The following is a 13,119-nucleotide window of genomic DNA, read 5'->3' on the forward strand; positions in this document are numbered from 1 at the left end:
TACAACCGATTCCCAAAATCACGAAATTTATACCGGTGATGGCTGGAGCTATGATGCTACGGCTAAAGTTTTGACCATCGCCCCCGAAAACCCTACTACCTATGATTTGAAAGAGTGCGGAAACATCCGTCTGGATCCAAAGAGTATTTTATGTTCTGCCATCATAGGGGAAAACGCAACGATTGAAAATGGTAAATTTTGGGACACCGGAAATCATGGTTCCAGTATTACCAATGATGGCACTATAACGAGTGGCGTTTACTCAATGCACGTTATAAATCATGGTACAATTACCGGCGGCATGTTTAATTCTACCGTTACCAACACTGGCACCATAAAGGGCGGCATTTTTCATAAAAAACCAAAGGATGGCCAAGTCGCTGACGGCTATACCTTGAAAGTGAATTCCCAGCAGAATGGTAGCTATGAGAGTTTCGATACAGAAATCAGTTATTTCGGCAACAGCGGTTATGTCATTCCCAATTCCGACCATGATACCAGCATCACCATCTATATTTCTCTTAAAAACAGTCAAGCAGTATTATTTCCTATTGATGTTACATTCGGGGACTCAAACGACACACATTGTTTGTTTGAAGATTGGGCACCAAGTGCAAGATATCACGATGATGGTAGCGGTAATTTTTCTGTCACTTTTACCGCACCACACGCCCATGCGGGCACCGTTACCCTGAGCATGCTGACCCGGCTGGTGATCGATAAAGACGGCTACCCCGTTGGCACCAAGGGCGGCACCCAGGATTACAGCGGCAACGGCTGGAAGTTTGAAAACAACAGCCTGATTTTGGAGCCTACCGCCGAGAAAAGCTATGACTTTAACAACACCGACCTGAACCCCCATAGAGTGGCGGTGAACTGCCCGGTTACGGTGGACAGCAACGCCACCATCACCAACGGCATTTTCCTGAAAGAAGTTACCGGCAGCGCCAGCGCCCTGAACGGCGTGTTCCTGAATGTTCCCACCGGCTGCGAAAACAGCGCCAAAAAGATCACGGTTTCGGACAACGGAACCATTACGGCCCTGAAAACCAGCGGCGATACCACCACACTGGAAAGCGCCGCCAAGGAGCTTTATGTGGTCGGCCAGCCCGCCGGCACCCTGTATGTGACCCTGAGCAGCGGCAAGGTACGGGAAGTACAGCTGCCTCTTACGGCTGACCTTGAGCTGCAGCTGAACGACCCGAAACCGGAACCCAAACCCGAACCGAAGCCTGAACCGGAACCGGAGACCTACACCCTGAAAGTGGTGGGCGGCAGCTTTACGACCGGCGAAAGGGATGCGCTGACCAGCGGCACCGTGCCGGTGGATGCAGAAGCAAAAGTGACCCTGAACCCGGATGCCGTACCGGAGGGCATGGTGTTCGACCAGTGGACCATCAGTGAGGAAAGCCTGCTGGGCAACCCCAATGTGGCCTACAACGCCGAAAGCTTTACCATCCCGGCCAATGCAGTGGAAAAAGGCAAGACCGTTACCGTGGAAGCCCAGTACCGGGAGGCCACCATTGAAAGCGAAGGCCCCGGCATTCTGGGCACCGCCGCCATAATCGGCACGGCGGGTGCTGGCGCGGCTGTGCTGGGCTACACCGGCTACATGATCGGCACCGAGCTGTACCTGAACACCGTCCTGCCTGCCGGTGCGGCCGTCCCCAACAACGCCGGGGAGCTGGCCCTGCTGCTGTGGGAAGCAGCCGGGACCCCGGCCCCCGCTGCTCTTCTCCCTGCCGATGCTGCCCCGGTCCAGCAGGCCTTTGCATGGGCCATCGAGAACCAGCTCCTCACCCCGGATGCGTCCGCGGAGGATTCCGTCAGCCGCTGGGAGGTTATTCGGAGCTGGGGAAAAGTAAACGCATAAAGTAAACGCATAAAAGAGGGCAGGTTATCCTTCGTACAACCTCTCAGTCACGGGCTAACGCCGTGATCCGGGTTGCGGCACCCAGCGTCTGCTTCGCTCCGCTTGCATCCTGCTGGCCGCTGTCCCAACAACTTCTCCCTCAATCCGCCACTGGCGGCGGTCGTTGTTGTTGCCCCAAAGGGGGAGCCAAGGGCAATCCCAGATTTAGCAGCATCTGCCCTCTGTGATGTCTTGCCTCTCCCTTCGGGAGAGGTGGCATTGCGCAAGCAATGACGGAGAGGGTGAGGATGCTAACTAAACAGCGAACCCCCCGGTGCGATCTGCACTGGGGGGTTCGCTGTTATTGTTGCTTCAGGAAATCTGTACCGCTTCCAGCACCCTGATGCCCTCCTGCTCCATCACGTCGCGCAGGGCCTCGAGATAGCCGGGCTTGTCCACCTTGTTCTCAATGCAGCAGGTCAGCACGCCGTGCAGGCTGGTGACCTCCATTGCAAGGGACGCACCGTCCGGCAGCACCCAGGTCTGGAAATCGGTCAGGTATGCTTCCAGCTCCGGGCTGTGCGGCAGCAGCGGGCTGCCGATGTAGCTGACCCAGAAATCTGCCGGGAAGCCGCTGATGTACTCACCCATCTGGAACACACGCTTCTTGATCTTGAGCGCGGCCTTCTGCTGGAACACCTGATACACCCAGCCCATCTGTTCGGCCATGCGGAACAGGCGGCGCTCCGGGGTCAGGCTTTCCCGGATCTCATGGTCGAGCCGCTTTGCAAAGCTGTGGAGCCGGGCCTGCGGTTCCAGCCGCAGGGGCAGCTGAAAGGACGCAATGCAGTTGTACAGGGCGTGCGGCACCCCCAGCGCCGCGCGGGTGTCGGCGGCATAGCTGTACACAAGGTCATTCTTTTCCAGATACCGCTGCGCTGCCCGGCAGGTCAGCCCCATAAGGGCGCTGAAGGGCTTCACGCCCTCCTTCTGCGCCAGATCCACAAGGCTCTGCCTGTCCAGCCGCAGCCGCTGAAAATGGGGCGTGCCTTCGTGGATCTGCAGCACGTCCTTCTGCATGTCGTTGGCCACCTGGCTCTCCGGGTAGCGGGCCAGCAGCTGTTCCACATCGTAGGGTGGGTCAGAGGCAAGGGCCTCGCACACAAAACCGGCGTTGGAGCGCAGGTTGCAGTAGAGCTTGAGCAGCAGGGTGAAAAAGGGCGAGCCGCCCCGGCCATCGGCCAGGAAGTGGAACCAGTCCAGATAGACCGTGTTCCCCTCACAGCCCAGCGAGAAGAGATAATCGTTCGTCTCCTCGGGGATCTTTGGCTGGGTGCTGCCCTGCCGCACACGGCAGGGGGCAGTGTTGGGCTCCAGACGGACCTCCCGCTTTTCCCACACCACATGGCAGAAATAATACTCTGCCAGCGGGCGGGCCGCATCCAGTGCTTGCTGCAGAAGAGCCGGGTCAACGGCCTCCTTCAGCGTGGCCTGATAGCGGCAGAGGACCTGATTTTCACGGTAATAGTAGACGATGCCCTGAAACACCGCACGCTGCTCTGCATTCATCCGGAATTACCCCGCGTTCTCGGCCAGATAATCAGCCAGATCGCCGATGGTCACAAAGTTGCGCAGCTCCTTTTCGGGGATGCGCAGACCAAAGGTCTCTTCCAGATCGGCCACGACGGTCAGGATCTCCATAGAGGACAGATCCAGATCATCCATCATCACGCTGTTTTCGTTGACATCCTCGGGCGAGATCTCTGCCACATCCTCCAGAATTGCCAGGATCTGAGACACGATTTCTGCTCTTTCCATCAAAAAATCTTCCTTTCCGTGAGGGATTTTTTATCGCCTGTAAGGGCGCAGTTTCAGTATGCCACGCGCCGGGCCGGTTTAGCCAGCCGGGCGGGGCATTCCTGTGTTTTATAATACCTGTTTTATAGAGGAAATGCAACACACAGGCCGCCCGGTTTCGCGCTTTTTTCGCAATTTCCGCGCTTACCTGCGCAGCAGCTTGCCCATGGCGTTGCGGGGCAGGGGTTCGGCACTGAACTCCACCGCCGTGATCCGCTGGTACAGCGGCAGGGTACGGTTCAACCCGGTGATAAAGGCCCGGACCTCCGCCTGCTTTTCCTCGGCACAGCAGATCAGCGCGCCGATCTTTTTGCCCATCTCCTTGACCACGCACTCCTGCACCTCAGGGCAGGCGTTGAGCTTTCTTTCCAGTTCCTCGGGGCTGACGTTCTCGCCGGTGCCCAGAATGATCAGGTTCTTCTTCCGGCCCACCATGTAGTAATAGCCGTCCTCGTCCTCACGGGCCAGGTCGCCGGTGTGGAGCCAGCCGTCCTTGTCGATGATCTCGGCGGTGGCCTCGGGGTCTTTATAGTAGCCCAGCATCACACAGCCGCCCCGGATGCAGATCTCGCCGGTCTCATCCAGCTTGTACTCGCAGTGGCCGTCCGGCTTGCCCAGCGCCCGGATATAGGGCTCTGCCTGGGCGTAGTTCACCAGACCATCGCCGCAGGTCTCGGTCATGCCGTAGCACTGGGTGATGTACATGCCGTTTTCCACCAGACCCAGCAGCAGCTCGCTGTCGAACATGGCAGAGCTGCCGCAGGGGTTCCACAGGCCGTTCAGCTTATCGGCGCGGCCGCGCTTGACATCCTTGTAGATGCTCTCCATCAGCACCGGGGCCACGGCAATGGAATCGCTGTGCATCAGGCCCAGATCCCGGTAGAAATTCCGCAGGTCACTGCAAAGGTTCAGGGCCCAGCCCTTGAAGGGCCAGGAGAACAGGCAGATAAAGGTGCCCAGATGGAACAGGGGCAGGATGGCAAAGTTGCTCAGGACATCGTTTTTGTCCTCGGGCAGCTGCCGGTGCTTGAAGTCCAGCATGTGGTCGCCCATGGCAACGTGCATCTGCATCACGGTAAAGAAGTTCCGCTCCGCCAGCATCACAGCCTTGCTGCGGCCGGTGGTGCCGGAGGTGAACAGCATGACCATCAGGGCATTGGGGTCGATCTTCTTTTCCAGCCCGCCGGGCGCGGTGTCCTTCCAGACATCCATCGGCCGCAGGCGCTCCCCATACGCAGCCTCCAGCTGCTCACGGCAGCCGTAGTCCACCCCATCGTTCAGGATGAGGGCAGGCTCTGCCAGCTCCAGCTCCCAGCTCAGCTCATCCCAGGTTTTTTTCTGGTTCATCGTTACCAGAACAGCCCCGGCCAGCACAGCGCCAAAGGTGTTCACGCCATACTCATAGCAGTTCCGGCTCAACAGGACCACCCGCTTGCCCTCCACCTCCGGGATGTTCCGGGCAAACCAGGCAGCGGCGCGGCGGATATCCTGTGCATACTCGGCATAGGTCTTTTCCTTCACGGTGCCGGTGGCATCCTCTACCCAGCGGAAGGCCACCCGCCCGGGGAATTCCTGCTCCATTGTCCGGGTGACAAGATCATAGACATTGTTTACCATGGTCTGCTCCTTTTTCTCCCGTTTGATTTTACTTGCGCAGCAGTTTGCCCAGCGCGTTGCGGGGCAGGGGCTCGGCGCTGCATTCTACAACGGAGATGCGCTTGTACATGGGCAGGGTGCGGTTCAGCTCGGTGACAAAATCCTTCACCTGCTGCTGCTTGTCATCCTCACAGCAGACCACGGTGCCGATCTTCTTGCCCATCTCCTTGACGATGCACTCCTTGATGGCATCACACTTGCCCAGCAGCTTTTCCAGCTCCTCGGGGCTGACGTTCTCGCCGCTGTCCAGAATGATGAGGTTCTTCTTGCGGCCAGTCATATAGTAGTAGCCTTCCTCGTCCACGCGGGCCAGGTCGCCGGTGTGGAGCCAGCCGTCCTTGTCGATGGTCTCGGCAGTGGTCTCGGGGTCCTTATAGTAGCCCAGCATCACGCAGCCGCCGCGGACGCAGATCTCGCCGGTCTCGTCCACCTTGACCTCACAGAAGCCGTCCGGCTTGCCCAGGGCACGCAGGTGGTCGCCCTCCTGGGTCACGTTCAGCAGGCCATAGCCGGCCAGCTCGGTCATGGAGTAGCACTGATTGATGTAGAAACCATTCTTCACCAGGTCGCTCAGAATGGCGGGATCAAGGATGGCGGAGCTGCAGCTCAGGTTCCACAGCCCGTTCAGGCGGTCGGCATGGCCGCGCTTGACCTCGTTGTAGATCATCTCCACCAGCACCGGCGGGGTAGACATGGCATCGCTGTGCATCATGCTCATATCCCGGCGCAGGTCGCGGGCATCACAGCAGAGATTCAGGGTCCAGCCCTGTATGCCATAGACAAAGTAGCAGATGAAACCGGCCAGATGGAACATGGGCACCAGCGTAAAGTGGCTGAAGGTCTGGTCGAGGTTCTGGGGTGCCAGCCGCTCCTTCTGATCAGGGATGACCTTCTGGCCATCGATGTACATCTGGCAGGCGGTGAAGTAGTTCTTCTCGCTCAGCATCACGCCCTTGCTGCGGCCGGTGGTGCCGGAAGTGAACATCAGCATCAGCAGACCCTCGTGGTCGATGCGGTTGACCATCTCAGCCTCAGGGGCAGCGATCCAGGCATCCATGGGGCGGAGCCGAGCGCCGTAAAGTGCTTCCAGCTGGGCGCGGTAGCCGTAATCGATGCCGTCGTTGAAGATGAGGTCCGGCTCCATCATGCCCAGCTCATGCTCCAGCTCGGCCCAGGTCTTGCCCTGGTTCAGGGTCACGATGACAGCGCCTGCCATCATGGTGCCGAAAACGACCGCGCCGTACTCATAGTTGGTGCGGCTCAGGATAACGATCTTCCTGCCCTTGGGCTCGCCCAGCTCCTGCTGCAGGTAGCCGGTCACTTTGCGGATATCCTGCACATACTGGGCGTAGGTCTTTTCCACCACCGTGTCCTTGCCCTCCACATAGCGGAACGCCACACGGTCAGCATACTTATTCTGCATCGCAGAGATCATGTCAAAAACGGTCATCGGCATATTTGCCACGGTCACAACTTCCTTACAAGCCTTGTTTTCCATTATTTTACACTCCCTGTTTATTTTTGTTAAAATATTCCCTTTTGTTTCCGCTAAATGGAATCTTCTGGGTACTCTAGCCTAGAGTATACCGCATAGAAGGCTCAAACGCAAGATTTAATTGCACAAATATGCAACTTAAACTTACAGTCAATCTGTGCACCCGGATGTAAATCCTGCCTTTTGTTGCGGGCAGGCCGTGAGTGTGGTACACTTTTCCCGGTATCCGCCCATCGTGCTTTCTCCCTGGGTTTGATTGACAGCAGGGGCAAAAAGCATTATACTTATTATAAATATCTCTAATTTTTAACATGATGCGCCAAAAATCCGGCAATTCTGCCATCCCGGGGCGGGGTGCGGCGCAGAGGAGGACCTTTTTATGGAGGGAACCAAACGCCGTGCCGCAAATTCGCTGGGCATGTTCGACCTGCTCAAGGGTGTCGGCATGCTGACCATCGTCTTTGCCCACACCGGTGAGCTTTATCCCATGGGCGATGCCAGCCACATCAACCCGCTGACCTTTTTCATGTTCGCCTACCGCGAATCCCTGATGGCGGCCTTTTACATTGCCAGCGGCTACGGCTTCCGCAAGCGCTCCATCGGCAAGTGCATCGACCAGCAGTTCAAAACGCTGCTCAAGCCTTACATCTATACAGGCATTGCCACCACCGTGTTCCATTTTATCATCCATTACAGCCTGTTCGGCAGCCTGCACAACGCCACCTACGAGACCTACAAGGTGCTGGGCGGCTTTGCACTGGGCCTGCCCCACACGGCCACCTACTTCGGCCAGCTGTTCTTCTCCTGCGGCCCCATGTGGTATCTGCTCTCGCTGATGATCGCATGGATCCTGCTGGATCTCATCCTGAATATCTTCCCGGAGCAGTACATAAACTGGGCGGTGCTGGGTACCATGCTGTTAGGCTGGGGCATCTGCATCACCTGGGAGGCTCCTTTTTGCATCGGCCAGGGCATGGTCACTGTTCCGGCTCTGTATGTGGGCTACCTTGCCAAGAAGTATAAGATCTTTGAACAGCCCCTCTCGCCCCGTCTGCGCGGCGGGATGATCGCGGCAGCGCTGGCTGTGGCCGCACTGGTGCTTCTTACCAAGAGCACCGACTGCGTCTCGATGGCCGAGTGGACCCTCGGCCCCGTGAGCATCCTGCTGGATGCCGTGACGGGCCTGGGCATCCTTTCCATCGTCATCTGGTTCCAGCGCAGGGTGGAGAACGTTGTCACCCACGCCATCCAGGCCATTGGCCGCCGTTCGCTGTTCATCTTCTGCGTCCACACTGTGGAGCTCACGGCCATTCCCTGGTATCTGATGCCCCAGAAGTTTGCGGCTCACCCGGTGCTGGGCATGGTGCTGCAGTTCACCCTTTCGCTGGGCTCCACCCTGCTCATCTGCGAGCTGCTGGTGCGCCGCCGGGACCTGAAGTTCTGGCTCACCTCCCGCCGGGAGCAGAAGGCGGCGGAAGCGCCCCGCCGGCGCAGCGCCCGCGCCGAAGCGCCTGAGCGTCATTTTGCGGCAAAACACTGATTTTTGCGGAGGTTGCCCCCTCTGCTGAAGTGAAATAATATTATGAGGAGAATCCGGTTATGAACAACGCAGCTCCTGAGAACACTGCGGCTCTGCAGGAAAAGATCGCCGAGCTGGAACAGCAGCTCAAGCTTTCGGACGAAAGCGTTTCCCATCTGGCAGAACGCTGCCTTGCCCTGGAACAGAAGGTGCAGTCCTACCTTGCGGCACACCCCCAGCGCGAGATGCACACTGACTCGCCCACTCTGCTGCAGCCGCTGCTCTATTATGATGCAGGCTTCGGCTTTTCGGAAAAGGACACCCTGACCGCACCCGACTGCACCACCGACGAGCTGACCGGTGCCGTGACCGCGACCTTTGAGCTGCCGGTGGCTGCACAGGCCCTGCGGTTCGACCCGGGTGAGCTGCCCTGCTGCATCACCAACCTGATCTTTTCAGATGACCGCATCATCTGCACACCCACCAACGGCCTGAACCTTTCCGGCGGCAGCACCCTGTTCCTGGGCGATGACCCCAACTACCGGCTGGAGGGCACCACCCACTACCCCGCCGGGATGAAGCTGGTGGTGAGCTACGGCTACTTCCCGCTGGAGACCCTGACGGACGAGCCTTTGTTCTGCGCCGTGCTGCAGGGCGTGCAGCAGCTCCAGCTGCGCAAGGACAGCGAAAAGCAGCATATCCAGCAGCTGGAGCAGAATGCCGCGGCCCAGCAGCAGATGGTAGCCGCCCTGCAGCAGGAGATCGCACAGTTGTGCCAGAAAAACGCCGATCTGCAGGCCCGGAGCAATGCCTACGAGACCTCGCTGGAAAGCGTGTTTTCCAGTAAAAGCTGGAAGCTCACTGCTCCCATCCGCAGCCTGATGCGCCTGTTCCACCGTGGAAACTGAGAAGCGGAACGGAGGAACAGCCATGTATAACAATTACACCCCCCTGCAGCAGCGTCAGCTGGCCCTGCAGGAGTACAGCAACACCCAGAGCACCTATCTGCTGGTCTGCGCATCGGCCCGCAGCACGGCCCTGAAAGCCACCCTGACTGACCAGCTCCACCGCAAGTTCCGGCTGGTGGACCGGCTGGATGGGGAACTGACCGCAAGCGTGGACGGTGTGCTTCTGGCCGCTGAGGACGTAGAGCTGATGTCCACCGCCCTGATGTACTTTGCCAAAGCCCTGCAGGATGGGGCGGATTACGCCGTCTGCAATGCGGTGTTCGGTTTTGGCGGGGCAACCGCCCTCTATCAGAGCCAGCCGCTGCAGGCGCAGAACCGCTGCGCCGTGGTCAGCCGCACCCTGCTGGAGCGCTGCCGCGCCGCCGCCCATGACCCCGAAAATGTGCCTGAGCTGCTGGCGCTGGCCGCGCAGCTCTGCACTAAGCCCACTCTCATCCCGCAGGCCCTGCTCCACTACGAGCGCGGCATCTGCGCCGAGGATGCGTTTTCGGCCCACGGCAAACGTGCCTTTATTATGAGCCATGTGCTGGATATGACCGGCGCACCCATCGTGCTGGTGAGTGCCGTGCCGGTGCTGCGCAGCATGGGGTATGAGGTACTTGTGCTGGGCCCCAGTGACGGCGGCTCCCTGCATCTCTTCCTGGATGCCGGGGCCTCGGTCATCACCCGGTCGTCCTGCCGCAATGTCTCCGATGCCTGGGGCATGGCCCTCTGTGCCGACTTCGTCATCGCCAACACGGTGGTCATGGCCCGGGCTGTCCGTGCCCTGAGCGGCACCGCCGTACCGGTACTGTGGTGGCTCCACGATGCCTTTGCAGGCTATCCCCACATTGCCCACCAGATCCCCACCCAGCTGGGGGAGAATGTCCGGGTCTACTCAGTGGGCAGCCACGCCGCCAACGCCATGCACGCCGTGCGCCCCGAATTCGAGATCCGGCCGCTCATCTACGGCCTGCCCGATTACGCGGCAGAGAACTTTGTCCGCACCGATCTGGGCTACAACCGCGGCCGCCCTCTGTTTGCCACGGTGGGCTCCTTTGAGCGCCGCAAGGGCCACGATATCTTCTGCAAGGCCATCCGCCTGCTGCCGCCCGAGGTGCGGGAAAAAGCCTCCTTCCTCTTTGTGGGCCAGGCCGCTGACAAGGAGATGATGGACTCCGTCCGCGCCCTGACCGCAGACTACCCGGAAAACGTGTACTACTGCAAGCGGCTCACCCGTGACGAGATCAAGAGCCTGATGGAGCAGTGCACCGGTCTGGTCTGCGCTTCCCGCGATGATCCCATGCCTACCTTTGTCACCGAGGGTCTGATCTTCGGCAAGCCGTCCATCGTGTCGGAGCACACCGGCACCGCCGGGCTCATCTCCGAGGGGCGGAATGGCTTCGTTTACCACAACGACGACCCGCAGCAGCTGGCTGTCCTGCTGGAGCACGCCATTGAACACCCGGAAGAGCTGGCCTCCATGCGGACAGAATGCCGTAAAATGTACGAGCAGTATTATTCCAAGGAGGCTTTTGAGCAGACGCTCCGGGCTGCTGTGGAAGATCTGACAGCGAAAAAGTAACACAAAACCTCTCCGTCATTGCTTCGCAATGCCGCCTCTCCCCTACCGGGAAAGCTGGCGAACGAAGTGAGCCGGAGAGGTTCTTTTTTATCATATCACACAAAGTGACGAGAAAAATTTTGTTTCAGTTCACAAAAGCAAGGCCCCGCTGTGTTATACTGCAAGCAGTATCGTGAAAGGAGCCTTGTCTCATGGAACAGACCAACACCCCCCAGCAGCCCTCCCGCAAAAAAGCGATCCTTTCTCTGCTGGTGCTGCTGGCGCTGACCTGTGTAGTGGTTTTTATCTTCAGCAGCCACTGGGCCGAGATCTCGACCGCGCTGGCCCAGCTCTCCCTCTGGCAGGTGCTGCTGGTGCTGGCCATCGGCCTGACATACCCCCTGCTTGAGGGAATCGTCTGCTGGCTCATCATCCGCTGCCGCCTGCCGGGCTTCACCCTGCGGCGCGGCATGGATGCCGCCTTTGTGGGCATCTTTGGCAACGTGGTCGGCCTGGGTGCCGGGGCTGTGCCCATGGAGTCCTACTATCTCTACCACTGCGGCCTGCCGCTGGGCCCCGGTGTGGGCCTGATGACCCTGCAATATGTATTCCACAAGACCACCGTTCTGCTCTATGCCACTGTGATGCTCCTGCTGCAGCACCGTTGGCTCGCCGCCAACACCTCCGGCGTGATGCACTATCTGCCCGCCGCCTACTGCGTGGTGGCGCTGGTCATCGTGACGCTGGTGCTGCTCTGTGTCTCGCCGCTGGTGCAGCGGCTGGCCCGCTGGGCCATGGGCTTTCTGCCCAAAACGGAACCATGGCGGACCCGCCGGGAAAAGTGGCTGGAGCAGCTGGACACTCTGGCCGCCGAAAGTCGCCTCCTGCTGGCCGACAAAGGCCGCTGTGCCCGCATCCTTGCCATGCAGACCCTCAAGCTGTTTCTGATGTTCACCCTGCCGTGGTTCTGCATCCGTTTCATGGGGCTTTCCTGCGGGCTGAGCTTCTGGCAGGTACAGCTGCTCACCAGCCTGATGCTCTTCCTTTCCAACGCACTGCCCAATGTAGCAGGCATGGGCTCCATTGAAACGGCCTTTCTGCTGGTGTTCAGCAGCTTTATGACCAGCGGCGAGGCCATGAGCACCCTGATGCTCTTCCGCATCGCAAGCTACTATTTTGTGTTTGCCGCCAGCGCCGCAGGTACCTTTGCGGCACAGAAGCATCTGGAGAACAGTTGACATCCTGCGCGTTCCGGCACTATAATGAAAGCGTACTCTCTGAAGATCTCTGGCCGCCCAGCTGTGCGGCCCACCAAAGGAGAACGCCTTATGGAAAACAAAAGTCTCCGTTTTTATGCCATCATGGCCCTCTGGGTCCTGTTGTTCGTGCTGCTGTTCGTTTCCAACCGCCGCGTTGACCTGAAAACTGATATCAATAAAAGCACTTCCGTCTCTGTCAGTGTGGAGGATACCGTCAGCCTGAGCCCATCGGTGGTTACCACCCACGCCTATTCTGCGGGCGATGACACCTATCAGGCATTTTTCAAGATCCTGCAAAACGCAAGCTGCTACCAAAAATTCAGCCAGAACGCCCGCTCCTACTCCCACGACTACGAAGCGCATTCCATCACCCTGCGCTTTGCAGACGGTGCCAGCCAGAACCTGCTTTTCACCGTCTATTCAGACGGAGTCTGCCAGGTAAACGGAAAATTCGTCTCCCTCCGCTCCCCCGATGGAAACGCAGAGGCGATCTACCAGCTGCTGCGGGACGCGGTGGTGTAAAGAATGTTGTCCGCTCCCCGGGATGCGGCTGATCAACGACCGGGACAAAACAAAAATCGGGGCACTCAGGTGGTCAAGCTGAGTGTCCCGTTTTTGTTTTCATCTGCGCACAGTGCCGTACCAGAGCCCTGTGTGCCGCGCAGCGGATGCAGAGCAAACCAGAATGCTGCATCCTGCCAAGAAAAAGAGAGTATGGAATGGAGGAATGGAACGGAGCGCTTGCAGACGTTCCGTTTTTTGGTGCAGCGCGGTTAGAAATAGCTAACCTGTGCTGTGAGAACAGGATACCATACGCAGTTAGTCTTGTCAACCCTCAATTTGCAATTTTTCCCGAAAAAAGTGTACACCGCCGGGGATTCAGCGTTTTTTCTACATTCTGCCCAAAGAATCCCCCTTGCTTTGGAAGAAAACCCACTTGTTTTCTATTGCTTTTTAAAGTGGTTCTTGT

11 protein-coding genes are annotated in these 13,119 nt (G+C 58.6%); 6 read left to right on the forward strand and 5 right to left on the reverse strand.

Translation table 11 applies throughout. The annotated features are described in order from the left end of the window. Positions 1–262: 262 nt before the first annotated feature. Positions 263–535 carry a hypothetical protein gene (locus ACKXGA_RS06480; RefSeq protein ID WP_423730305.1) on the reverse strand — a complete coding sequence of 91 codons (273 nt, stop codon included), beginning with the start codon at positions 533–535 and terminating at the stop codon, positions 263–265. A gap of 54 nt (positions 536–589) precedes the next feature. Between ACKXGA_RS06480 and ACKXGA_RS06485 the strand changes: the two genes are divergently transcribed. Next, the gene (locus ACKXGA_RS06485) at positions 590–1,873 is read left to right on the forward strand and encodes a hypothetical protein (RefSeq protein ID WP_423730306.1); all 1,284 of its coding nucleotides are present in this window, start codon (positions 590–592) and stop codon (positions 1,871–1,873) included. A gap of 351 nt (positions 1,874–2,224) precedes the next feature. Here the strand turns inward: ACKXGA_RS06485 and ACKXGA_RS06490 are convergent, their stop codons facing one another. From ACKXGA_RS06490 to ACKXGA_RS06505, 4 genes are all read right to left on the reverse strand, one after another. Next, the gene (locus ACKXGA_RS06490; protein WP_423730307.1) at positions 2,225–3,421 is read right to left on the reverse strand and encodes a hypothetical protein; all 1,197 of its coding nucleotides are present in this window, start codon (positions 3,419–3,421) and stop codon (positions 2,225–2,227) included. A gap of 6 nt (positions 3,422–3,427) precedes the next feature. Then, positions 3,428–3,670, reverse strand: a complete 243-nt coding sequence (locus ACKXGA_RS06495) for an acyl carrier protein (RefSeq protein ID WP_117533996.1) — start codon at positions 3,668–3,670, stop codon at positions 3,428–3,430. Between the two features lie 183 nt (positions 3,671–3,853). Next, positions 3,854–5,326 (reverse strand): class I adenylate-forming enzyme family protein, encoded by a 1,473-nt coding sequence (locus ACKXGA_RS06500; protein ID WP_423730308.1) that lies wholly within the window; start codon positions 5,324–5,326, stop codon positions 3,854–3,856. 28 nt (positions 5,327–5,354) lie between these two features. Continuing rightward, the gene (locus ACKXGA_RS06505) at positions 5,355–6,863 is read right to left on the reverse strand and encodes a class I adenylate-forming enzyme family protein (protein ID WP_423730309.1); all 1,509 of its coding nucleotides are present in this window, start codon (positions 6,861–6,863) and stop codon (positions 5,355–5,357) included. Between the two features lie 376 nt (positions 6,864–7,239). Between ACKXGA_RS06505 and ACKXGA_RS06510 the strand changes: the two genes are divergently transcribed. From ACKXGA_RS06510 to ACKXGA_RS06530, 5 genes are all read left to right on the forward strand, one after another. Beyond that, entirely contained in the window at positions 7,240–8,400 is a 1,161-nt protein-coding gene (locus ACKXGA_RS06510; RefSeq protein WP_117476717.1) for an acyltransferase family protein, read from the forward strand. Positions 8,401–8,459: 59 nt separating this feature from the next. Beyond that, entirely contained in the window at positions 8,460–9,287 is an 828-nt protein-coding gene (locus ACKXGA_RS06515) for a hypothetical protein (RefSeq protein WP_423730310.1), read from the forward strand. Between the two features lie 22 nt (positions 9,288–9,309). Further along, the gene (locus tag ACKXGA_RS06520) at positions 9,310–10,911 is read left to right on the forward strand and encodes a glycosyltransferase (protein ID WP_423730311.1); all 1,602 of its coding nucleotides are present in this window, start codon (positions 9,310–9,312) and stop codon (positions 10,909–10,911) included. Between the two features lie 191 nt (positions 10,912–11,102). Continuing rightward, positions 11,103–12,128: a lysylphosphatidylglycerol synthase transmembrane domain-containing protein gene (locus tag ACKXGA_RS06525; protein WP_423730312.1), complete on the forward strand. Its 1,026-nt coding sequence runs from the start codon at positions 11,103–11,105 to the stop codon at positions 12,126–12,128. A 90-nt stretch (positions 12,129–12,218) separates the two neighbouring features. Further along, the gene (locus tag ACKXGA_RS06530) at positions 12,219–12,671 is read left to right on the forward strand and encodes a hypothetical protein (protein ID WP_423730313.1); all 453 of its coding nucleotides are present in this window, start codon (positions 12,219–12,221) and stop codon (positions 12,669–12,671) included. Positions 12,672–13,119: the final 448 nt, after the last annotated feature.

The sequence above is a fragment of the Faecalibacterium hominis (ex Afrizal et al. 2022) genome (assembly GCF_049545105.1).
GTDB lineage: Bacteria > Bacillota > Clostridia > Oscillospirales > Ruminococcaceae > Faecalibacterium > Faecalibacterium duncaniae.